Annotated in this window: 19 protein-coding genes; 10 read left to right on the top strand and 9 right to left on the bottom strand. The window is 63.7% G+C overall.

Translation table 11 applies throughout. The features are described from left to right. The first annotated feature begins 74 nt into the window (after window positions 1-74). Both trpB and trpA read left to right on the top strand, forming a co-directional pair. Window positions 75-1,325, top strand: coding sequence for a tryptophan synthase subunit beta (gene trpB / locus Mgrana_RS10165; RefSeq protein ID WP_119357501.1), 1,251 nt, complete (start codon window positions 75-77; stop codon window positions 1,323-1,325). Next, window positions 1,322-2,104 (top strand): tryptophan synthase subunit alpha, encoded by a 783-nt coding sequence (gene trpA / locus Mgrana_RS10170; protein ID WP_119357502.1) that lies wholly within the window; start codon window positions 1,322-1,324, stop codon window positions 2,102-2,104. Before trpB ends, trpA begins: the two co-directional genes overlap by 4 nt. On the opposite strand, the gene Mgrana_RS10175 is transcribed toward trpA, so the two are convergent. From Mgrana_RS10175 to smpB, 9 genes are all read right to left on the bottom strand, one after another. Next, entirely contained in the window at window positions 2,101-2,583 is a 483-nt protein-coding gene (locus Mgrana_RS10175) for a hypothetical protein (protein ID WP_186813087.1), read from the bottom strand. The two genes, trpA and Mgrana_RS10175, sit on opposite strands and share 4 nt — an antisense overlap. A 17-nt stretch (window positions 2,584-2,600) precedes the next feature. Continuing rightward, window positions 2,601-4,286, bottom strand: coding sequence for a cbb3-type cytochrome c oxidase subunit I (locus Mgrana_RS10180; RefSeq protein ID WP_119357503.1), 1,686 nt, complete (start codon window positions 4,284-4,286; stop codon window positions 2,601-2,603). Between the two features lie 3 nt (window positions 4,287-4,289). Beyond that, entirely contained in the window at window positions 4,290-4,772 is a 483-nt protein-coding gene (locus Mgrana_RS10185) for a cytochrome C oxidase subunit II (RefSeq protein WP_119357504.1), read from the bottom strand. Window positions 4,773-4,776: 4 nt separating this feature from the next. Beyond that, a complete protein-coding gene (locus Mgrana_RS10190; protein ID WP_240631321.1) occupies window positions 4,777-4,887 on the bottom strand; it encodes a cytochrome c oxidase subunit 2A in 111 nt (36 codons plus the stop codon). A 151-nt stretch (window positions 4,888-5,038) separates the two neighbouring features. Further along, window positions 5,039-6,010 carry a tyrosine-type recombinase/integrase gene (locus Mgrana_RS10195; protein ID WP_119357506.1) on the bottom strand — a complete coding sequence of 324 codons (972 nt, stop codon included), beginning with the start codon at window positions 6,008-6,010 and terminating at the stop codon, window positions 5,039-5,041. 55 nt (window positions 6,011-6,065) lie between these two features. After that, complete coding sequence (locus tag Mgrana_RS10200; RefSeq protein ID WP_119357507.1) at window positions 6,066-9,257, bottom strand: AAA family ATPase; 3,192 nt, start codon at window positions 9,255-9,257, stop codon at window positions 6,066-6,068. Between the two features lie 58 nt (window positions 9,258-9,315). Next, on the bottom strand, window positions 9,316-9,846 hold the full coding sequence (locus Mgrana_RS10205) for a GerMN domain-containing protein (RefSeq protein ID WP_119357508.1): 531 nt from the start codon (window positions 9,844-9,846) through the stop codon (window positions 9,316-9,318). Continuing rightward, window positions 9,843-11,126 (bottom strand): N-acetylmuramoyl-L-alanine amidase family protein, encoded by a 1,284-nt coding sequence (locus tag Mgrana_RS10210; RefSeq protein WP_119357509.1) that lies wholly within the window; start codon window positions 11,124-11,126, stop codon window positions 9,843-9,845. The genes Mgrana_RS10205 and Mgrana_RS10210 overlap by 4 nt, the downstream gene beginning before the upstream one ends. A gap of 70 nt (window positions 11,127-11,196) precedes the next feature. Next, the gene (gene smpB / locus Mgrana_RS10215; protein ID WP_119357510.1) at window positions 11,197-11,628 is read right to left on the bottom strand and encodes an SsrA-binding protein SmpB; all 432 of its coding nucleotides are present in this window, start codon (window positions 11,626-11,628) and stop codon (window positions 11,197-11,199) included. Between the two features lie 118 nt (window positions 11,629-11,746). Here smpB and gap point away from each other — a divergent pair, with 118 nt between their 5' ends. The 8 genes from gap (at window position 11,747) to paaZ (ending at window position 21,719) form a co-directional block, all read left to right on the top strand. Continuing rightward, entirely contained in the window at window positions 11,747-12,754 is a 1,008-nt protein-coding gene (gene gap, locus Mgrana_RS10220; RefSeq protein ID WP_119357511.1) for a type I glyceraldehyde-3-phosphate dehydrogenase, read from the top strand. A gap of 68 nt (window positions 12,755-12,822) precedes the next feature. Continuing rightward, window positions 12,823-14,010, top strand: coding sequence for a phosphoglycerate kinase (locus Mgrana_RS10225; RefSeq protein ID WP_119357512.1), 1,188 nt, complete (start codon window positions 12,823-12,825; stop codon window positions 14,008-14,010). 7 nt (window positions 14,011-14,017) lie between these two features. Continuing rightward, window positions 14,018-14,770 carry a triose-phosphate isomerase gene (gene tpiA / locus Mgrana_RS10230; protein WP_119357513.1) on the top strand — a complete coding sequence of 251 codons (753 nt, stop codon included), beginning with the start codon at window positions 14,018-14,020 and terminating at the stop codon, window positions 14,768-14,770. A 115-nt stretch (window positions 14,771-14,885) separates the two neighbouring features. Then, window positions 14,886-15,866: an aldo/keto reductase gene (locus Mgrana_RS10235; RefSeq protein ID WP_119357529.1), complete on the top strand. Its 981-nt coding sequence runs from the start codon at window positions 14,886-14,888 to the stop codon at window positions 15,864-15,866. Between the two features lie 221 nt (window positions 15,867-16,087). Next, on the top strand, window positions 16,088-17,215 hold the full coding sequence (locus Mgrana_RS10240) for a pyridoxal phosphate-dependent aminotransferase (protein ID WP_119357514.1): 1,128 nt from the start codon (window positions 16,088-16,090) through the stop codon (window positions 17,213-17,215). Window positions 17,216-17,478: 263 nt separating this feature from the next. Further along, on the top strand, window positions 17,479-18,513 hold the full coding sequence (gene pdhA / locus Mgrana_RS10245; RefSeq protein WP_119357515.1) for a pyruvate dehydrogenase (acetyl-transferring) E1 component subunit alpha: 1,035 nt from the start codon (window positions 17,479-17,481) through the stop codon (window positions 18,511-18,513). After that, on the top strand, window positions 18,510-19,508 hold the full coding sequence (locus Mgrana_RS10250; protein ID WP_119357516.1) for an alpha-ketoacid dehydrogenase subunit beta: 999 nt from the start codon (window positions 18,510-18,512) through the stop codon (window positions 19,506-19,508). Before pdhA ends, Mgrana_RS10250 begins: the two co-directional genes overlap by 4 nt. 159 nt (window positions 19,509-19,667) lie before the next feature. Then, entirely contained in the window at window positions 19,668-21,719 is a 2,052-nt protein-coding gene (paaZ, locus tag Mgrana_RS10255) for a phenylacetic acid degradation bifunctional protein PaaZ (protein ID WP_119357517.1), read from the top strand. Window positions 21,720-21,734: the final 15 nt, after the last annotated feature.

Consider the following 21,734-nt stretch of genomic DNA (forward strand, 5'->3'; position numbering starts at 1 on the left):
ACGGCTAAACGCTCGTACCGGTAGGGCTCGAGACCGTTTGGCCTCGAGCCCTTAGCCTTTTATGGAGGTAAACCATGCACTTACCCACGTATCCCCTGCCCGACGCCAAAGGGCGCTATGCCGAGTTTGGCGGGCGCTACGTACCCGAGACCCTGATGCCGGCCCTGGAAGAGCTCACCGAGGCCTACCTGCACTACAAAAACGACCCCGAGTTTCTGGCCGAGTACGACTACTACCTGCGCGAGTATGTGGGCCGCCCCTCGCCTTTGTACCTGGCCGAAAACCTCACCCGTCACCTGGGCGGGGCCAAAATCTACCTCAAGCGCGAAGACCTGAACCACACCGGGGCCCACAAGATCAACAACACCCTGGGCCAGGCCCTCCTGTGCAAGCGCATGGGCAAGAAGCGGGTGATTGCCGAGACCGGGGCCGGTCAGCACGGGGTGAGCGTGGCCACGGTGGCGGCCCTGATGGGCCTGGAGTGCGTGGTCTACCAGGGGGCCGAGGACGTGCGACGGCAGGCCCTGAACGTCTTTCGCATGAAGCTCCTGGGGGCCGAGGTGCGCCCGGTGGAGAGCGGCACCCGCACCCTCAAGGACGCCACCAACGAGGCCATCCGGGACTGGGTGACCAACGTGCGCGATAGCTTCTACATCATCGGCTCGGTGGTGGGGCCGCATCCGTACCCCATGATGGCCCGCGACTTCCAGAGCATCGTGGGCGAGGAGATCAAGGCCCAGCTACGAGAGAAGGAAGGGCGGGAGAACCCCGATGTGGTGATTGCCTGCGTGGGCGGGGGCTCCAACGCCATTGGGGCCTTTGCGCCCTTTGCCTACCAGGAAAACCGCCCGCGCCTGATTGGGGTAGAGGCCGCGGGCCACGGGGCGGCTTCGGGGCTGCACTCGCTCTCCATTGGGGCGGGTCGCAAAGGGGTGCTGCACGGGGCCAAGATGTTCTTGCTCTACGACGACGACGGCCAGATTCGCCCGGCGCACTCGGTCTCGGCGGGCCTGGACTACCCCGGCGTGGGCCCCGAGCACAGCTACTATGCCGAGGCGGGCCTGGCCGAGTATGTGGGCATCACCGACGAGGAGGCCCTGGAAGGCTTCCAGCTTTTGTGCCGCCTGGAGGGGATTATTCCGGCCCTCGAGTCGGCCCACGCCATCGCCTACGCGGCCAAACTGGCCCCCGAGATGGAGCCCGAGCAGGTAATTGTGATCAACCTTTCGGGCCGGGGCGATAAGGACGTGGTGGAGGTGATGCGCGTTATGGAGGAGGGTCAGGGGTCAAGGGCCGAGGGTCTTGTGCAGGGAGGTCAGTCATGACCACCCGCGAAGCCTTTGCCAGGGCCAAAGCCGAAGGGCGCGCGGCACTGATTCCCTACGTGATGGCCGGTTATCCGAGCCGGGGGGCCGACCTCGAGATGGTCAAACAGGTCTTGCCCTATGCGGATTTGCTCGAGGTGGGCCTGCCGTACTCCGACCCCCTGGGCGACGGCCCGGTGATCCAGCGGGCCTCGGAACAGGCCCTGCGGCAGGGGATTCATGTGGCCGACGTGGCAGCCTTCGTGCGGGAAATTCGGAGCCTTACCGATAAGCCCCTTTTCCTCATGACCTACATCAACCCCGTGCTGGCAGTGGGGCCGGAACGCTTTTTCGGCATGTTCAAAGAAGCCGGGGTGAACGGGCTGATCCTGCCCGACCTGCCCCCCGACGAAGACCCCGAGCTGGTGGGGCTGGCCCAGGGGGCGGGCCTCGAGACCACCTTTCTGCTGGCCCCTACCTCTACCGAGGCCCGCATCCAGACCGTGGCGCCCTACTGCACCGGCTTTGTGTACACGGTTTCGGTGGCGGGGGTCACGGGGGCGCGGGACAAGCTTCCCGAGGGACTGCCGGAGCTGGTGGGGCGCATCCGCCGGGTAACCGAGGCCCCAGTGGCCATTGGCTTTGGCATCTCCAACCGGGCCACCGCCCAGCAGGCCGCCCAGGCTGCCGATGGGGCGGTGATCGCCAGCGCCCTGATCCGTGCGCATGAAGAGGGGAGAGGGCTGGTGGAGGTGCTGCGCGAGGTGCGGGCGGGCCTCGAGCGGTCCCTACGGGTCTAGGCCCCCAGTTGCCTAGGGCTTGAAACCCCCTGCCCCCAGAGCCAGGCCAGCCCCATCTGTCCGAGCCAGACCACCAGCATCAGCCCTCCCACCGCATCCATAGGGGTGGGAGGGGCCCATAGCCAGCCCAGGGGGCTGGGTACGGGGAGCGGGGCGATGCGGCTGAGCAGGTAAACCAGCGCGGTCAGGCCTGCCAGCCCTCCTGCCAGCCTGGCCCAAGGCCGGGCTTGGGCGGGGGAGAGGGGGCGGTTGTACATCAGCCGGAGCATCAGCAGGACGAACCCCAGGGTCATCAGCAGGGAGATCCCCCAAAGCAGCATCTGGGCATAGAAGCCCTGGGGAGCCTCGAGGGGGTCTAGGCCAAGGGTTCCACAGGGCCCCTGGCCTAGGGGGGTTCCGGCCCAGCCCAGCAACTGCAGGGCGAAGGGCAGGAATAGGCTGCTGATCAACAGCGGCTCGAGCTTGGAAGGCCTGAACATGGACTAAACCGCAAACGCTACCACAGCCGTTGCCCCGGTACCGGATTCATATGGGTGAACATCTGTAGCAGCACCGGGCCATAAGCCAGCACCACCAACACCACCGCTACCCCGAACCAAAACCACACCCGGTCGGTCAGGGCGGCCAGACCGCTGCCCTCTGGGTCGGAGAGCACCTGGGTGAAGGGAACCTCGGGCATCACCCGGCTGGGGTCACGCTGCTTTTGCAGCAGGGTGGCGAAGATCACATAGAAGAAGAAGAGGGTGGCGATGGTGAGGATGATTCCGGCGATGGCGTTGAGGGTCATCCAGGTGCCGCTGTCCTTGTAGGCCTCCATCGCGGTAGGAGAGCCTGCGATAAAGGCCCGCCGGGGGACCTGGTACAACCAGCCCATCCAGTGCAGGGCAAAGGTCATGATGAACATCCCCAAGAACCACATCCACTGTGAAGCCACCGCATAACCCCGTCCCACCAGGGGTTTGCCGGTGAGGTGGGGGATCAGCCAGAAGGCCGTGCCCATCGCCCCCATGGTGACCAGAGTGGCCACTTGCAGGTGGAAGTGCCCAGGAATCCAGGTGGTGTTGTGGATGCCCTGGTTGAGGGTGAAGCTGGCATTTACGATTCCGCCCGCCCCCCCTGGAATAAAGGCCAGGAAGCCCAATATAAACGCCAGCACGGTGGGGTTATCCCAGGGGAGGGCCCTGATCCATCCGAACCAACCTTTGCCCCCACGGGCTCGTCCGGCGTTCTCCAGGCTGGCCGCGATGGTAAAGGCGGTGGCCAAGCTGGGTACGGCCACCATCATGGTCAAAACCATGTGGATGAACTTCCAGGTAGGGGAGATGCCGGGGTCGGAGAATTGGTGGTGGAACCCCACCGGGGTTGAGAACAACAAGAACAGCAGGAAGACCAGTCGAGCCAGGGGGTCAGAGACCAGCTTTCCACCGGCCAATCGGGGCAAGGTGGTATAGGCCAGGGTATAGACCGGCAGCAGCCAGAAATACACGATCGGGTGCCCGGTAAACCAGAATAGGGTGCGCATCAGGAGTGGGTCCACCCCGCTGATCAGGCCGAGCGACCAGGGGATCAAGAAGACCGCTACCTCCACAACCAATCCCAGCGAGCACAGGAGCCACATCAGCCAGAAGGTTACGGCCATGTAGGTTGCGAGGGGGGTCAGCTTTCCGGGGTTCTGGCGCTTCCAGCGGGTCCACATCTCGATCGTCAAGAAGGCGGTAACCCAGCTCGAGAGCACGAAGATCGCGGCCCCAACGTAGAAAGCCCAGTGGGCTTCTAAGGGGGGATAGAAGGTATACAGCACTGAAGCGGCGTTGGAAAGCACCGCCAGAGCGGTGATCAGAAGGCCAATTAGGGCCATCCACCACGAGATCCAGGCCCAGGTCAGGTTGGGCCGCAGGCCTAGTTCCCTCGAGGGCAGGTAGAGCATTATGGCTTGCCCAAAGAGCTGGGTGAATACGATCGCGTTGAGCACCCCGTGTACGGTCAGCCCCTGATAATACGACTGGATCATGGGCTTGAGCACCCGGTAGAGGTCAATCCCAGCATAGTTGAAGGCCTGCAACGGGCCGAAGAGGGTTCCTACCAGCAAGGCCGCAAACCCCAACACCAGCATGTAGAGGGTGAGCTTTTTCTCTGGGTTACCCGCGTAGGCATCGTATCTTGAGAGGCTTTGTACGGCCATCGCTTATTCCTCCACGACGATCTTGGAAATCATGTTGGCATGGCCGATCCCACAGTACTCGTTGCAGAGCACCTGGTATTGACCTGCTCGGTTGAACACGGTGCTGACCTGAGCCACCTCACCGGGGATCACTTCCACGTTGATGTTGGTGTTCTGTACGTTGAATCCATGCACCACATCAGGGCTGGTGATGTAGAAGGTCACCTTGGTGCCTTTTTTCACCCGTACCTCTGAAGGCAGGTACCCAAAGGCAAAAGCCTGCATATGGACCACGTACTCGTTGCCCACTTGTTCGACCCTGGGATTGGCGAACTCCCCCTGGGTGCGCACCTTGGTGGCATCAATCCGGCTGACCCCAATGGGGACGGTGCCGCCTTGGTTAACCAAGGTGTAGCCCACCAAGAGGATGAACACCACCACCATGACCAGGCCGAACGTCAGCCAGCCTCGCTCGTAGCGCTCGATCGTATTGTGATTGTCGTCCATAGGGCTAGCCTCGAGAAAGGTGTAGGTAGTAGGTGAAAAACCAGAAGGTCAGGATGAACACTGTGACCACCCCAACCACCAGCAACGCTCCGATGGGTCGTTTTTCTTCGTTCACGCACTCCTCCTGTGGCCCGTACATAACCCCAAGGAAACTATGGCTTTTCTGTTACCAAACCATTACCACGATAGCTTATCTAACTTCCGGAAGGGATAGGAAATAAGAATTTCACGAGCATTATTTATCGTGAAAATAATCACTTTTAGTTCTACCAATCATCCAACGTATCCCGGAGATCATCGGTAGGGAGCTGGGCATAGGTGCGGGTGACATTGGTGTCGGAGTGCCCCAGATGCTTGGCCACTCGAGCAATGTCTTTGACCTGCTGCATCAGCTTGGTGCCGCTGTGCTTCCGAAAGGCATGGAACCCCCGGAAGCGAACCCCCGATTGCACGATGAGCTTATCCATGCGCTTGACCGCGCCTGAGCGGCCCTTAAAGCTGAACAGGCGCCCTCGAGCCATCCCTAAGCCTTGGCGGTAGGCCCGGAGAGCCTCGAGCAGAGAGCGGCTCATGCTGACCACCCGCTGCTTGCGTCCTTTACCCTTATTGACCCGAATGCGCCGCCGCCCTTCGTCGAGATCCTCCCACTCCAGGGCTAGGGCCTCGCTGATGCGCAACCCCCCATGGGCCAGCACCAAAATCAGCACCCGTTCCTGCGGGTCGGCAAACTCCAGCAAGGCCTCGAGTTCCTCATCGGTATAGGGCTCGCTTTTATCCCAGGGGTTGGTGTGCTCCCTGGGGATTTTCACATCGGCAAAGGGCTCGGCCTCGGTCACACCGGCCCAGCGCAGGGCCTTATAGAGCATTCGGGCCGCGGCCACCCGAGACTCCACGGTATTGATGCTTTTCCCAGCGGCCAGCAAATGGTTGATGTAAAGCTGGGGCTCGTTGCGGCGGGGGGCCAGCAGCTTCCAGGCGTTTTCGCTGCTGTAGGCCACCAACTGCTGCACCCCGGTGCGGTAGCTGCGGATGGTGTGCCTCGAGGTCAGCAGGGTGCTTTCGCCATACAGCGTTAGATAGGCCAGGACGATCTCCCAAAGCCCAGCAAAATCTTTCTGGCCGGCGGCCAAGGCGGCCTTGCGTTTGAGCTCATCCTCGGACAGGGTGGCTACTTGGCGGGCGTGGTCTAGCAGGGAGCCTTTGTACAGCTCGAGGTCGGTGCTGGGCTGGGGGGGCATGGTCTCGAGTATACACGGTGATGATAAGGGGATTTATCATCACCGCTCATTCTCCCTAATCCGCCTTGATGCTCCACAGTTTAGAGAGCCCTTGGTCCGCAGCGACCCCATACAGCGCGTCGCAGGCCTCCATGGTGCGCTTTTGGTGGGTCACCAAGATGAACTGGGTCTGGTTTGAAAACTTCCTGAGGAAGTGACAGAAGCGCTGAATATTGGCCTCGTCCAAGGGGGCATCCACCTCGTCCAGTACGGCAATGGGCAGACCGGCTCCCTCGCCCACCTCAGAGAGGGCAAACAAAAAAGCCAGGGCCCCCATGGTGCGTTCCCCCATGGAAAGCAGCTCGAGGCTCACCCCGCGCTTGCCCGCCGGCCTGAGCCAGAGCTTTAGCCCCCCCTGCGAGCGCTCCAGGTGGGCCTCGGCCCCCAGCAGGGCCTCGGTGTACTGGGCAAACTTTTCCTTGAACACCCCGTACTTGGACTCGAGCTGTTGGTGGTATTGCCCCTCCACCTGGTGCAACTCCGCGGTGAGCTTGGCCACCACCGCCTCGGCCTCGGTTAGGGCGGCCTCCAAACGGGCCACCCCGGCCTGGAGCTCAGCAGCTTCCTGCTGGGCCAAGTGATTTACCGGTCCCAGGGCCGCCAAGCGAGCCTCTACCTCCCCCAGCATTCGGCTCAGGCTGCGGGCCGAGCCGTTTTCCACCGGGCCTTGGGGAAGCTCGTTCAGCTCGGCTTGTAGGGCCTCGAGCGTGGCTTCGCGCCGAGCTTGGGTAAAGTGGAGGGCCTCGAGGTCGGCCAGCAGCGTGTTGGTACGGGTTACAAGCTGCGACTCCTCCTCGGCCAGGGCCCTTAGGCGTTGCCGAGCCTGTCGCAGATCGGCTTCCTGGGCCTCGAGGTTCAGCCTTGCGCGGGCCGTTTCTAGGTCGGCCTTAGCCACCTGCAGGGCCTGGAGGCGGGTCTCGAGCTCAGCCTGTTCGGTTTTGAGCTGCTCCAGGCGGGCCTCGAGCTCCCCAAGCTGCTCCTGGGCCTCTGCATAACGGGCCTGGTCCTCTCGGTAGCGCTGCCACATCGCCATGGCCTCACGCCCCAAAGCGATCTCCGCGCTCAAGGCCTCGCGCTCGGCCCGCAGGGCGGCCAGCCGTGAGGGCTCCGGAGGGGGCACCGGCTCGGGGGGCTGGGGCAGTGTCTGATGGGCTTGGCGGCCCAGGAAGGCCTTAACCCCGCGCAGCTCGGTTTGAAGTTCGACCTGCTGGCGGCGTAGGGTCTCGAGGCCCAGCCCCTTGAGCTGCGCCCGGAGCCCCTCGGCTTCCTGCTGTAGGGCCTGAGCCTCGGCCCGCAGCCGCTCCGTGTCCCGCCGGGTCTCGCTCAAGCGGCGGCGCAGGGACAGAACCTGCCCGCCCCGGGCACTGCGCCCCCCGGTGAGGGCCCCGCTGGGCTCGAGCAATTCCCCTTCCAGTGTGACCATGCGCGGCGCTTCAAGCGCCTGCTTGCGCAGGTGCAGCGCGGCCTCCAAGGTTTCCAACACCAGCAGCTCCCCCAGCAGGGTGGGCAGGGCCTCCGGACAAGCCGGCAGTTCGACCAATTCTCGGGCCAGACCCAGCACCCCTGGCTCCTTCGACCAGTCCCGTGACCTGCGGACGACCGGGCGCAGCAGGGTCCGCGGGAGAAAGGTGGCCCGTCCGCCCTGGCGTTTGAGGTACTCGATCGCGGCTTGAGCCGCGGCTTCACTCTCACACAGTACCCAGCCCAACCGCCCGCCGAGCGCGGTCTCGAGGGCGAGTTCCAGAGGGGCAGGGACCTCGAGTAGATCAGCTACGATGCCCACAATTCCGGCGATCCCCGAGTTCCGGGCTCTGCGCGGCCCTTCGGCCAGGTCGGAACCCGAGCGAATCAGGGCGTTCAGCCGTTCGGCCTCCGCCTGGGCTGCCCGCAGCTCCCCGGTAAGGCTGCCCTCGCGCCGAACCACCCCATCCAGTTCCCGCCGCAACCGCTGCTCCAGGGCCTCGGTCTCGGCCAACGCCGCCGTGACCTCAGCCAGCTTGGTCTCCAAGCGGCTGGCTTCGGCTTGGGCTTGCGCGTGCTCGAGCTGGGCTTTGCGGAACGCAGCTTGCTGTACCTCAAATGCGGTTTGGGCCTGCAAAAAACGTTCATAGGCCGCCTGTGCAGCTTGCTGGTGAAGCTCCTCGGCCCGCAGGCTGGCCAGAAGCTCGGCCAGTCGGGCTTCCTGCGATTGCTGCAGCTGGGGATCTGGCTCCTGCAGAGGAGGGAGGGCCGGGGGCGAGATCGCCCTGAGCCGCTCCGCGCGGGCCTGGGCCTCGCCTAAATCCTGCGCGGCCCGCTGCAGGAGCCGCCGCTGGGAAGACTCCTCCTGGGCCATCAGCCGCAGCTCACCGGCGAGGGCCTCGGCCTGCTGAGCCGCCTCACTGTGGGCGGCTTGGGCCTGTTCAAGCTGCTCCAGCGCAGCAACCTTATCGGCCCCGAGCTGGGCCAAGCGGGTCGAAATCGCGGCCCGTTCAGCCTCGAGCCCCGCGGCCTTGGCCTGGGCAGCCTGGACCTCAGCGGCTGCCTCGGCCATGCGGGCTACCCGCACGCTGCGGCGCAGCGTCAAGACCTGGGTGGCCAGCTCCGCCGCCTCGCGGGCGGCTGCGGCCTGCTCGAGCTTGAGGGCCAGGGCCTGGCGACGCTCCGCTGTCTCTGCCAGGCGGGCCTGGAGCTCCGTGGTGGCCAGCTCCAGGTGCTCTCGAGTGGCGCGGGCAGCCTGGGTCACGGCCCGCAACCCCGCCGCCTCCTCGAGGTAAGCCAGCAGCACCTCGGGCCCAGCCTGCAAAATTTGCCCCACCTCGCCCTGCCCTACCACCGCATAGCCATTGCGCGAAAGCCCTGTGCCCATCAGGGCGGCCTCAACCTGGCGCAGGCTGGCCCGGGCTCCATCCAGCCGTATCTCGCTGCTCCCCTCCCGCTCGAGCCGCCGCAGTAGGCTTCGCCGCCGCGGGCCATGGGAGAGCTCGAGGGTCACCTCAGCAAACCCCAGCGGGGCTTTGCCGTCGGCGCCATGAAACAGCAGGGACTGGGCCTCTTCGCCGCGCAGGTCTCGAGCCCTGGCCCCCACCACCCAGCGCAAAGCCTCCACCAAATTGCTCTTCCCGGAGCCATTGGGCCCCACGATGCCAAAAACCCCTGGGCCGAAATCCAGCACTGTGCGTTCACCAAAGGACTTAAACCCTTGCAGGGTCAGGCGGTCAATCCTCATGGGGCTCCTTCATGCCGAAGCAGCCCATAACCGCGGGTTGGGTTGCGGGATATACCGGTCATTGCTGGCGTTTGAAGGGATCTACGAGCGAGAGGTGGCCCAGGCTCAGCACGTCTTTGCCCCCTAGGAGGAACTGCACTGCGCTCACCCTCTTGAACTCGAGCAAGGTGGCCGCAATCCCGTAGATTAGGTTGTCCTCGGCGACGGTGCCGTAATTGAGCTTGGCGTAGGCCGGAGGGAGGTCTACATAAGCGGTACCGTCGCGCAGAAACACCGTAGGCGGCAGACTGCCCACCGGAACCAAGGCCACCGCCCCCGGCGCCTGCGGCCCTTTGACCAGCTCGGCCATGGCCCGATTCAAGAGGTCTTCGCCATCCCCCGTCTGCACCACCCGGGTCTCGACCACCATACCGCTGCCGCTGTCTTTACCGAAGTGCAGGCGCAGGGTTTTGCTGCCCCCTGGCTCGATATCGCCCGGAAGGTTGAGCTGGCGGGTGTCGGGGCTGGTCTGGACCAGCGTGCCCAGCCAAATCCCGCCGATAAGGACCGCGAGTCCTAAAAGATTGGTAAAGCTGAGGAAGCGCATCATGGTTTAGTGGCTCCTGGCTGGGGTTGGGGAGCACTGGGGACCGGCGCGGGGCTTGGCAAGCCCAAGTAGGAGAAGACGGCCTGGGCCAGCGCTCCGGCCACCGCATCCCGGCCCTGGGCTGTGCGCAAGGACTCAAAGCCTAGCTCAGCCAGCACAGCAGCTCCGCCGCTCTGCGAGAGCACATACATGGCATCCTCGCTGGCCTGGGCCTTGACCGCGATCCCTGCCAGGGCTCCCGCCACCCCTTGAGCGAAGCGGGCCGCCGAGCCTGGAGGGGCCACATAGCGCTCGAGGACGGCCTTCTGGGCCGCCGGAGTCTTGGGCAGCAATTCGCGCCCCTTTTCCAAGAGGCGCAGGGTCTGCACCTCGGGGTAGCTGTAAACGTGAGCCTGTGCCCCCGCTGCGGCGTGGAGGCTCAGGAAGACCTGCCCCAGACTGGCGTACTGGGCACGGGTCAAAAGCGGCACCGAGGCGTCGCTCTTGCGGGTGGTCATCACCTCGAGGCCCCGGGCTTCCAGGAGCTTCTGCAGGCGCTGGGCCAGGCTTAGGGTGAGATCCTTCTCGGCCAGCTTACCCACAACCACCCCGGTATCCTCTCCCCCGTGTCCGGGGTCCAGCACCACCAGGGTGGGCTGCGCGGGGTTGCCCCGTTCTACGATCACCTGACGCGGCAGGAAGATGAGGTGAGGCGGGTCGTTGCCTGCGGGCAAGGTGAGCTCGCTGCCCCACTCGGTTTTGGTCAGGGTTACCGGCGAATTCGGTGGAACATCGGGGGTTGCAGTGACCCCGATCAGGGCTAAACGGGGGGGGTTATTGGCCAGGAGTTGGACCTGTACCTCGCGGTCAAAGTTGAGGAGGTAGCGCTCAGCTCCGCCCGCATTGGCCCGCTTGACCTCCACCAGCCGCGCGGGCTTGAGGGCCAGTACCGGGGCTCCATAATCGTTGCGGTAGAGCAAACCCAGGTTAGCGGCCAACTGCTGCACCGGCACCCAAACGCTGCCCTGAGCCCGGTAGGCAGCCGCCCGGCTGGCCGCTCGAGGCCCGTCTTCGGTGATAAAAAAGCTCGAGACCGTGCTGCCCAAGCTCAGATAGACCCGACCGCCTGCCTCGAGATACCCCAATCCCAGGGCCTGGGCAATCAGTTGGGCCGGGCCAAACGCGGTGCTGTCCCCACCGGGATAGATGGCCTGGGTTTCCTGGAACCCCACCAGCAGACGGTTTTCGTACTGAGCCGAGGAAAAACCCAGCAGCAGGATCAGGAGGAGGATCAAGCGTCGCATCCGAGTCTCAACCTCAATGTTGTACGGCACGAGGATTAGATGTGCAATAGAAGACCCGCACCCTGGCCCATTACCAGCCCTCCAGCTCCCGCTGCACGGCCCGTTTCTTATCGTCGGCCTTTTTCTGATAGTCGCGCTTGCCTCGAGCCAGGGCCAGCAGCAGCTTGGCTTTACCCCGCTCGTTGAAGTAGATCCGCAGGGGAACCAAGGTGAGCCCCTTTTGTTCCACCTGAGCTTTGAGCTTGTTCAGCTCACGGCGGTGAAGCAGCAGCTTACGGCGGCGACGGGGATCATGGTTGGTATACCCCCCCTTCTCGTAAGGCGCGATGTAGAAGTCTTGGAGGAAGAGCTCACCCCCTTGGAACCGGGCGAAGGACCCGGTGAAATCAACCTGGCCGGCCCGCAAGCTCTTGACCTCGGTGCCCACCAAAGCCAAACCCGCCTCGAGGGTTTCCAGGATTTCATAGTCGTGCCGCGCACGGCGGTTCTCGAGTCCGGCCATAAAACGCCTCATTTTAGAGCACGGGCGCAATCCATCCAAATCGGCGGTGGTATGCTAGGCTTTGGCTTGGTTGGAAGAGATTCCACAGACCCACAGCCCCCACCAAGGAGGTAACACCATGAAAGTCGGCATCAACGGATTCGGACGTATCGGTCGCCAGGTCTTTCGCATCCTGCATGAGCGCGGAGTGGATGTGGTGGCCGTCAATGACCTCACCGACAACTCGATCCTGGCTCACCTCTTGAAGTACGACTCCAACTATGGCCGCTTCCCCGGCAGTGTTTCCTACGATGAAAACAACCTAACCGTAGACGGCAAAACCATCCGGGTTTATGAAGAGCGAGACCCAGCCAAGCTGCCCTGGGGCGAGATCGGCGTGGATGTGGTGATTGAGAGCACGGGGCGCTTTACCAAGCTCGAGGCGGCTCAGGCCCACCTGCAAGCCGGGGCTAAAAAGGTGATCATCAGCGCACCGGGCAAAGGCGAGATGCTCACCGTGGTGATGGGGGTCAACGAGCAGATGTACGACCCCGCCAAGCACCACGTGATCTCCAACGCCAGCTGCACCACCAACGGCCTAGCCCCGGTGGCCAAGGTTTTGAACGATAAGTTTGGCATTGAGAAGGGCATCCTGACCACCGTTCATGCCTACACCGCTTCACAGAGCCTGGTAGATGCGGCTAAGGACGACCCCCGCGATGCCCGGGCGGCAGCGCTCAACATCGTTCCCAGTGAGACCGGGGCCGCCAAGGCAGTGGGGTTGGTCATTCCCGAGCTGCAGGGCAAGTTTGGCGGGATGAGCTTCCGGGTACCCACCCCCACCGTGAGCGTGGTGGATTTCACCGCGGTGCTGACCCGCAACGTCACCAAGGACGAGGTGAATGCGGCCATGAAGGAGTACGCGGATGGCGCCATGAAAGGCATTTTGGCCTACACCGAAGAGCCGTTGGTCTCGATGGATCTCAAGGGCAATTCCCACTCCTCGATCTTTAGCGCCCTGGACACCATGGTGGTGGGGGGGAATTTGGTCAAGGTGATTAGCTGGTACGACAACGAGTGGGGGTATTCCTGCCGCGTGGCCGATCTGGCCCAATACATTGGTCAGAAGCTGCCGGTGAAGGCTTGAACCGGAGGGTGGGCTAACGCGCTGCCAGGCCCCTCTCAAAGGAGAGGGGCTATTCTTAGGGGGATACGATGCGCACCTTGAAGGATTTGGATGCTAAGGGCAAGCGGGTGCTGGTGCGGGTAGATTACAACGTGCCGATGAAGGAGGGCAGGGTCAAGGATGACACCCGAATTGAGGCCAGCCTACCCACGCTCCTGCACCTCTTGCAGCAGGGGGCTTCCCTGGTGCTGTTCAGCCACCTGGGGCGGCCTAAAGGCGGTTTCGATCTGGGGAGTAGCCTCGAGCCGGTCGCTAAGGTGCTCGAGCAAAAGCTGGGCAGGCCGGTGCAGTTCATCGGGGGTAAGGCGGAACTCCTGCCGGGTTCGGACGCGGTGCTGGAGAGGGTCAAAGCCCTTCCGCCGGGCTCCGTCGCCCTACTGGACAATGTGCGCTTCGAGAAGGGCGAGGAGAGCAACGACGAGGCCTTGGCCCGGCAATACGCCCGACTGGGTGAGGCCTTTGTCCTCGACGCGTTTGGCAGCGCCCACCGGGCCCATGCTTCGGTGACTGGGGTGGCCCGGTTTTTGCCCAGCTATGCCGGGCTGTTGATGGAGAAGGAGGTCCGCAGCCTGAAGCGGGTGCTCGAGCAGCCCGATCATCCCTATTGGGTGGTGCTGGGTGGGGCCAAGGTCTCCGATAAGATTGGGGTGATCCAGAATCTCCTGCCCAAGGTGGATGGAATGCTCATCGGTGGGGCCATGGCCTTCACCTTCATCAAAGCCCAGGGCGGGCAGGTGGGCAGCTCGCTGGTCGAAGACGATAAGCTCGAGCTGGCTCAAAGCCTGCTACAGCAGGCCCAGGCGCAGGGGGTGAGGCTGCTGCTCCCGGTGGATGTGGTGGCGGCCCAAAAAATCGAAGCCGGAACCGAGACCCGGGTGATGCCTGCCGATCGTATCGAGGTGGGCTGGATGGGGCTGGATATTGGGCCCCAGACCCAGCAGGAGTTTGCCGACGCCCTTAGGGGGGCCAAGACCGTTCTTTGGAACGGCCCGATGGGGGTCTTTGAAGTGGATGACTTCTCCAAGGGCACCTTAGCGGTGGGGCAAGCCATTGCCGATCTCGAGGGAGCCTTCACTGTGATCGGCGGTGGAGACTCGGTGGCTGCGGCCAACAAGCTGGGGGTGGCCGAGCGGTTTAGCCACGTCTCGACCGGGGGTGGGGCCAGCCTGGAACTGCTCGAGCTGGGCACCCTGCCGGGAATTGAAGCGTTATCGTAAGGAATTTATGCGCCAAACCCTGATTGCCGGCAACTGGAAGATGTACAAAACCCCCTCTGAAGCCCGGCGGTGGTTTCACGACCTCATCGCCGCCAAACCCGAGGGGCAAGCTGAGGCTGCGCTGATGGTGGCCTATCCCCTGCTCCCCGGGGCCCGTGAGGTCTTGGAGGGACACGGGGTGTCCTGGGGTGCGCAGGATGTCTCAGCCCACCTCGAGGGGGCCTATACCGGTGAGGTTTCGGTCAAGATGCTGGCCGATCTGGCCTGCCGCTACACCGTGGTGGGCCACTCCGAGCGGCGCAGCTACCACGGGGAGTCCGATGCCTTGGTGGCCGAAAAAATCCGGAGGCTGCTGGAGTATGACATCACCCCGATCTTGTGCGTGGGGGAGCCCCTCGAGGTGCGCGAAGCCGGGAATCATGTGTCCTATACCCTGAAGCAGCTCGAGGGGAGCCTGGCGGGGATTGCCCCCCAGTCCGCGGATCGTTTGGTGGTGGCGTATGAGCCGGTCTGGGCTATTGGCACCGGAAAAACCGCCACCCCTGCGGATGCTCAGGCTATGCACAAGGAGATTCGCACCTGGCTGGCCGGACGCTTTGACCTGGGCTTTGCCAACCAAGTCCGCATCCTCTATGGGGGTTCGGTGAAGCCCGAGAATGCCGCGGCCCTCTTCGGTCAGCCTGATATTGACGGTGGGTTGGTGGGCGGGGCCAGCTTGAAGCTCGATGATTACGTTGCCCTACTGAACACAGTGGGATGAGCATTGGCCCTGAACCGTTCACGGTTGGCAGCGAGCCAAGAACACCCCGGTGCAGGGTATGCTTTTGCTTTCTGCGGTTAGCGCTCGCCGCTGAATGGCCAACGAGGAGGTTCACGTGGAATACGTCCGCTTGGGAAACACCGGTCTCAAGGTCTCGAGGATCTGCCTCGGCATGATGACCTATGGCAACCCTGCCCTGCGCCCTTGGAGCCTCGAGCAAGACGCCGCCGAGCCCTTCGTGCGGCAGGCGGTAGAGAGCGGGATCAACTTTTTCGACACTGCCAACGTGTACTCTCGCGGGCGCAGCGAGGAGATTACCGGGGCGCTCCTCACCCAATACACCCGGCGCGAGGAGGTGGTGCTCGCCACCAAGGTCCATGGCGAGATGGGGCCTGGCCCCAACGACCGGGGCCTTTCGCGCAAGCACATCTTCGACCAGGTGGACGCCTCCTTGAAGCGCCTTGGTACCGACTACATTGATCTCTACCAGATCCACCGTTGGGACTACAGCACCCCCATCGAAGAGACCATGGAGGCCCTGCACGATTTGGTGAAGTCGGGGCGGGTGCGCTACATTGGGGCTAGCAGCATGTTCGCCTGGCAGTTCGCCAAGGCCCAGTACACCGCAGATCTGCACGGCTGGACCCGGTTCGTCTCGATGCAGAACCATTACAACCTACTCTATCGCGAAGAGGAGCGCGAGATGATAGGGCAGTGCCTGGACATGGGAGTGGGGCTTCTCCCCTGGAGCCCACTGGCAAGGGGCGTGCTTACCGGCAACCGCACCCGCGAGGGGCAGAAGCTCACCGACCGGGCCCGCACCGACGCCTTCGCCGATTCGCTCTACACTCACCCCTCCGACTTCGACATCGTGGACCGGGTGGCCGAGGTAGCCCGGGAGCGTGGGGTTTCCCCGGCCCAGGTGGCCCTGGCCTGGCTCCTGCACAAACCCGGCGTGACCAGCCCGATCGTGGGAGCCAGCAAGCCGGGGCACCTCAAGGACGCAATCCAGTCGGTCGAACTGAAGCTCTCCGAGGGGGAAATCCGCCGTCTGGAGGAGCTGTATCAGCCGCACCCCATCGCTGGACACAGTTGACCCTATTCGGTACGGGAAGCTGGAAGCCACCGACGAAGAGATCATTGAGGTTGCCAAAAAGGCCAACGCCCACGGGTTCATCATGGCCCTGCCCGACGGCTACAGCACTGACATCAGCCAGCACAGGGTAAAGCTCTCGGGCGGGTAGGGTATATGCCAACTTGTACAGTACCCAGCTCAGCATTTTGGGCTCGAGGCCGCTAAACGGTATCCTCTTATTTATGACCCACCCGCTCCACCCTCGCATCCAGCTTTCCAAGGAAAGCATCTTCTCCCATATGAGCCGCCTGGCGGTTCAGCATGGGGCCATCAACCTGGGGCAGGGGTTTCCCTCCAATCCCCCACCGGCCTTCTTGCAGGAGGCAGCGCGGCGGGCCATCGGCACGGTAGACCAGTACACCCCACCCATCGGCCTGCCCCGCTTGCGCGAGGCCGTGGCCGAGGATCTGGGCGCGGCCCCCGAGGATGTGGTCATTACGGCAGGGGGTACCGAGGCCCTGCACGCGCTGGCCGAGTCGCTGTATGGCCCCGGGGATGAAGTGGTGATGCTCGAGCCCTACTTCGACGTTTACATCCCCCAGGCCCGCATTGCCGGTGCAGAGCCGGTGATGGTGCCGATGCGCCTTACCGACCGCTGGGAAGTGGATTTACCGGCGCTGGAACGGGCCATTACGGTACGCACCCAGGCCCTGCTGTTGACCAACCCCTATAACCCCACCGGCTCGGTTTTTTCCCGTACCGAGGCCGAGCAGATTGTGGCCCTGGCCCGCCAGCACGACCTCTGGATTATCAGCGACGAAGTGTACGACGAGCTCTACTTCGGGCCGCCCCCTATTCGCTTACGTGAACTCGCACCCGAGCGGGTCTTTACCGTGGGTTCGGCAGGTAAGCGCCTCGAGGCCACCGGCTGGCGCATTGGCTGGATTATCACCCCGCCCGGTCTGGCCCCGCAGGTGGCGGGCATGCGCCAGTGGAGTAGCTTTTGTTCGGCAGCGCCGCTCCAGGCCGCAGTGGCCGAGGCCCTGCCCATCGCCCGCAGGGAAGGTTTTTATGCGCAGCTCCGTGAAAGCTACGGCAGGCGCAAGGATTTGCTCGAGCAAGGTCTGCGGGCAATGGGTCTGCAAACCTTCGCCCCTGCGGGCAGCTACTTCCTGACCGCCCTCCTGCCCGAGCTGGACGCCGAAACCCTGGTGCGCGAAGGGGGGGTCGCCATTATTCCCGGCTCGGCGTTTTACCTCCAAAACCCCGCACCCAGGGGCCTCGTCCGCTTTGCTTTCTGCAAGACCGAAGCAGAAATCGAACAGGCTTTGGAGCGGCTCGAGGGCTATCTGAAAAAGGTTCATTCCTGAGCCTGTTCTCAGTACAACGCTGCATAGTGCCCCTACGCTTCCGAATTGCACTTATTTTCACGATACAATGCTTGTTAATTATTTCTGCAAACATCGCAGACTGAACCCATACTGCTACGTGCCTCCCGCCTGTGATTTGGATAATGGCATGATCAAAAATCATTCGGGTATTGCGCCCGGAGCATGATTTTCTAGCGCAGCCTGGATTCATCTCTAGCCTTATACGGGCGCAACTTAACTCGAGTTCGGCTAAACTGAGCTACGTGGACACAGTGCAATACCTCGACGATCACGGTAAACCGTTGCGGGACATACCCCTGAGCAACGAGGAGTTACTCCAGGGCTACCGGGCCCTGCGCCGGGCCCGGCACTTCGACGAGCGGGCGCTGGTTTTGCAGCGCCAGGGGCGGCTGGGGGTGTATCCCCCCTTTCGGGGCCAGGAGGCCGCCCAGGTAGGGGTAGCCCTGTGCTTGAAGGCTGACCACGACTGGCTTCTGCCCAGCTACCGCGAAAGCGCGGCGGCCCTTACCTTTGGGATGCCCATCAGCAAGCTGATTCTAAGCTGGCGGGCCGACCCGGCAGGCTGGGGCGCCCCCCCCGACGTGAACATGGTGCAGTTTTACATTCCCATCGCCACCCAGATCCCCCAGGCGGCGGGCGTGGCCCATGCCCAAAGGCTTTTGGGCAAAGACGCAGTCGCTGCAGTGTTCATCGGCGATGGCGGCACCTCCGAGGGCGACTTCCACGAAGGGCTGAACTTTGCCTCGGTGTTCAACGCTCCCTTGCTGGTGGTGGTGCAAAACAACGGCTGGGCCATCAGCGTGCCCACCCAGAAGCAGATGAAGGTGCCCCGCATTGCCCAGAAGGCCCAGGGGTACGGGATTCCGGGGGTCACGGTGGACGGCAACGACCTGGTGGCGGTCTGGAGTGTGGCCCGGGAAGCTGTGGCCAGGGCTCGCAAAGGCGAAGGCCCGACCCTGATTGAGGCCCTTACCTACCGGGTAGCCCCCCACACCTCCTCCGACGACCCCAGCCGCTACCGCACCGAGGAGGAAACCGAGCGCTGGCTGAAGCGCGATCCCATTCTCCGCATGAAAAACTGCCTCCTGCACCTGGGGCTCTGGAGCGAGGCGCAGGAAGCCGAGCTCATGGAGGCACTCGAGGGCGAGTTCCTGGCTGCGGTGGAAGAGGCCGACCAGGCCAGAGAGCCCAAGCCCTGGGAAATTGTGGAGCAGGTGTACCAGGAGATGCAGCCCGACCAACTGGCCGCCTGGAGCTATCTGCGGAGGGAAGCATGATTGCCGAGCGCGAGACCCGGGTTCTGAACAACGTACAGGCCATCAACGAAGCCCTCGACCTGGCCCTGGCCCAAGACCCCCGGGTGGTGGTCTTTGGGGAGGACGTGGGCAGGATGGGCGGGGTCTTCCGGGCTTCCGATGGCTTGCAGCAGAAGTACGGCGAGCAGCGGGTTTTTGATACTCCCCTGGCCGAGTCGGGCATTGTGGGTTTTGGGATTGGGCTGGCCATGGCCGGGCTCAGGCCGGTGGCCGAGATTCAGTTCGCGGGCTTTTTGTACCCGGCGCTGGATCAGATTCTCTCGCACCTGGGCCGGATGCGCCACCGCACCCGGGGGCGCTTTACGGTTCCGATGGTGATTCGGGCACCCTACGGTGGTGGGGTGAAAACCCCCGAGCAGCACGCCGATAGCCCCGAGGCCGTGCTCTGCCACGTGCCGGGGGTCAAGGTGGTGATTCCCGCCTCACCCGAGCGGGCCAAGGGGCTATTGCTGAGCGCCATCGAAGATCCCGACCCGGTCTTTTTCTTGGAGGCCATCAAGCTCTACCGGGGGGTGAAGGGCGAGGTGCCGGAAGGCTACTACACCCTGCCCCTGGGCAAGGCTCGAGTGGTGCGCGAAGGCCAGGCGGCCAGCCTCTTCTGCTACGGTGGCATGGTGGAGGTCTGCCAGAAGGCCGCCGAGGTGGCGGCACGGGAGGGGGTGGAGCTGGAGGTGGTGGACCTCGAGACCCTGGTTCCCCTGGATACCGAAACGATTTTTGCCTCGGTGCAGAAAACCGGCCGTGCGGTGGTGGTCTACGAGGCCATGCGCACCGGCGGCTTTGGGGCCGAGATTGCCGCCCGCATCGCCGAAGAGGCCCTGGACTACCTGCAAGCCCCCATCGTGCGGGTAGCGGGTTGGGATGCCCCCTACCCCCCCTTCAGCGCGGTGGAAAACTACTACCGCCCCGACGCCAAACGGCTGCTCGAGGCGGTGCGCAAGGTACTGACTCACTGAGAATTGCCTTGTCGTAAAGCCCATCCGCTTGCACAGGTCTCGGGTCGCAAGTCGCAGGTCTAGCAGGGGTTAGCACCCAAGCCCTGGCAAAGGCTACACCCTTGCCACACCACAAGCCACTCGTCCACATACAAACAAGCGTTTGTTAGAATATCGGACATGAAAATAAGCAGCTATGCCGCCGGGGCCTGGTACCAGAGCCCCGCCGAAGGAACCCTGGTACGGGACGCCGTGTATGGAGAGCCGGTGGCCCAGGTCAGCAGTGAGGGGCTCGACTTCAAGGCCATGGTCGAGTACGCCCGCAAGGTGGGGGGGCCCAACCTCCGGCGCTACACCTTCCACGAGCGGGCGGCCATGCTGCGGGCCCTGGCCCAATACTTGCAGGAGCGCAAGGAGGCCTTTTACGCCCTCTCTTACAAGACCGGGGCCACCCGCTACGATAGCTGGTTCGATATTGACGGGGGCATCGGCACTTTTTTCAGCTACTCGTCGCTGGCGCGGCGCGAGCTGCCCAATGCGCGTTTTCTGGCCGAGGACGACCCCCTCACCCTCTCCAAGCAGGGCACCTTCCTGGGCCGGCACATCCTGGTGCCCAAGGAAGGGGTGGCGGTACACATCAACGCCTTTAACTTCCCGCTCTGGGGGATGCTGGAAAAGCTCGCACCGGGGCTCATTGCGGGCGTACCGGCCATCGTCAAGCCGGCCACCCAGACCGCCTACCTGACCGAGGCGGTGTTCAGGGCCATGCTCGAGGCCAACCTCCTCCCCGAGGGGGCCATTCAACTGGTCTGCGGCGGGATTGGCGACCTTTTCGATCACCTGAACGAGCAGGACAGCGTGACCTTCACCGGCTCGGCGGCCACCGGACGCAAGCTCAAGACCCACCCCAGCCTGATTGCCCACTCGGTGCCCTTCAACATGGAGGCCGACAGCCTCAACTGCGCCATTCTGGGCCAGACGGTGGAGCCGGGCGACCCCGAGTTTGGGCTTTTTGTAAAGGAAGTGACCCGCGAGATGACGGCCAAGGCCGGGCAGAAGTGCACCGCCATCCGGCGGGTGATTGTGCCCCGCGAGAAGACCGAGGCCGTCCTCGAGGCCCTCAAGCAAGAGTTGAGCCAGACCCGCCTGGGCGACCCTAGCCGCGAGGACGTGCGCATGGGGCCGCTGGTGGGGGCTAACCAGCGGGCCGACGTGCTGTCTGTGGTCGAGGCGCTCAAAGCGCAAGGCTGTGAGGTGGCCTGGGAGGGCTCGCGCGAACTGCTGGGCGGCGACTTAGAAAAGGGCGGCTTCATGCCCCCCACCCTGCTCTTTAGCCCTAAACCCTGGGACTCTGCCGCCCACGACCTCGAGCCCTTCGGCCCGGTGGCTACCATGATGCCCTACGAAAGCCTGGACGAGGCCATCGCACTGGCCCGCCGAGGCCGGGGCAGCCTGGTGGGGAGCGTGGTGACCTACCAGCCCGAGGAAGCCCGCACCCTGTTCTTTGGCCTGGCCACCCACCACGGCCGGATGCTGATTCTGAACCGCGAAAACGCCAAAGAGTCCACCGGCCACGGCTCGCCTTTGCCCCTGTTGCTGCACGGGGGGCCCGGAAGGGCCGGGGCCGGCGAGGAGCTGGGTGGGGTGCGCGGCATCAAGCACTACATGCAGCGCTGTGCAGTGCAGGCCGACCCCACCACCCTGATGGTGCTCTCCCAGGAGTACGTGCGGGGAGCCCGGCTCAAAGAAGATGTAATCCACCCTTTCCGCAAGTACTTTGAAGACCTGGAGATTGGCGAAAGCCTCCTCACCCACCGCCGCACCGTAACTGAGGCCGACCTCGTGAACTTCGCCAACGTGACGGGCGACTACTTCTACGCCCACGTAGACGAGATTGGCGCGAAGGACTCCATCTTTGGTAAACGGGTGGCCCACGGCTACTTCCTGATTTCGGCGGCGGCAGGGCTGTTTGTGAGCCCGGCCCCCGGGCCGGTGCTCGCCAACTACGGCCTCGAGAACCTGCGCTTTATCGAGCCGGTGGGGATGGGCGATACCATCCGGGCCCGCCTCACGGTCAAGTCCAAAACCGCCAAAGACCCCAGGCCCGGCGAGCGGCCCACCGGCGTGGTGACCTGGGCGGTCGAGATTACCAACCAGGACGGCAAAACCGTGGCTCTTTACGACATCCTGACCCTGGTGGAGCGCAGACCCGAGAGCGTACCCCAAGCCTAGAGTGCTCTTCACCTA

It is taken from the genome of Meiothermus granaticius NBRC 107808, from assembly GCF_003574355.1.
GTDB lineage: Bacteria > Deinococcota > Deinococci > Deinococcales > Thermaceae > Meiothermus > Meiothermus granaticius.

Bases quoted from the DNA above. Each gene is read 5' to 3' on its own strand.
- trpB (WP_119357501.1), top strand. From the start codon at position 75: ATGCACTTACCCACGTATCCCCTGCCCGACGCCAAAGGGCGCTATGCC.
- trpA (WP_119357502.1), top strand. From the start codon at position 1,322: ATGACCACCCGCGAAGCCTTTGCCAGGGCCAAAGCCGAAGGGCGCGCG.
- Mgrana_RS10175 (WP_186813087.1), bottom strand. From the start codon at position 2,583: ATGTTCAGGCCTTCCAAGCTCGAGCCGCTGTTGATCAGCAGCCTATTC.
- Mgrana_RS10180 (WP_119357503.1), bottom strand. From the start codon at position 4,286: ATGGCCGTACAAAGCCTCTCAAGATACGATGCCTACGCGGGTAACCCA.
- Mgrana_RS10185 (WP_119357504.1), bottom strand. From the start codon at position 4,772: ATGGACGACAATCACAATACGATCGAGCGCTACGAGCGAGGCTGGCTG.
- Mgrana_RS10195 (WP_119357506.1), bottom strand. From the start codon at position 6,010: ATGCCCCCCCAGCCCAGCACCGACCTCGAGCTGTACAAAGGCTCCCTG.
- Mgrana_RS10200 (WP_119357507.1), bottom strand. From the start codon at position 9,257: ATGAGGATTGACCGCCTGACCCTGCAAGGGTTTAAGTCCTTTGGTGAA.
- Mgrana_RS10205 (WP_119357508.1), bottom strand. From the start codon at position 9,846: ATGATGCGCTTCCTCAGCTTTACCAATCTTTTAGGACTCGCGGTCCTT.
- Mgrana_RS10210 (WP_119357509.1), bottom strand. From the start codon at position 11,126: ATGCGACGCTTGATCCTCCTCCTGATCCTGCTGCTGGGTTTTTCCTCG.
- smpB (WP_119357510.1), bottom strand. From the start codon at position 11,628: ATGGCCGGACTCGAGAACCGCCGTGCGCGGCACGACTATGAAATCCTG.
- gap (WP_119357511.1), top strand. From the start codon at position 11,747: ATGAAAGTCGGCATCAACGGATTCGGACGTATCGGTCGCCAGGTCTTT.
- Mgrana_RS10225 (WP_119357512.1), top strand. From the start codon at position 12,823: ATGCGCACCTTGAAGGATTTGGATGCTAAGGGCAAGCGGGTGCTGGTG.
- tpiA (WP_119357513.1), top strand. From the start codon at position 14,018: ATGCGCCAAACCCTGATTGCCGGCAACTGGAAGATGTACAAAACCCCC.
- Mgrana_RS10240 (WP_119357514.1), top strand. From the start codon at position 16,088: ATGACCCACCCGCTCCACCCTCGCATCCAGCTTTCCAAGGAAAGCATC.
- Mgrana_RS10250 (WP_119357516.1), top strand. From the start codon at position 18,510: ATGATTGCCGAGCGCGAGACCCGGGTTCTGAACAACGTACAGGCCATC.
- paaZ (WP_119357517.1), top strand. From the start codon at position 19,668: ATGAAAATAAGCAGCTATGCCGCCGGGGCCTGGTACCAGAGCCCCGCC.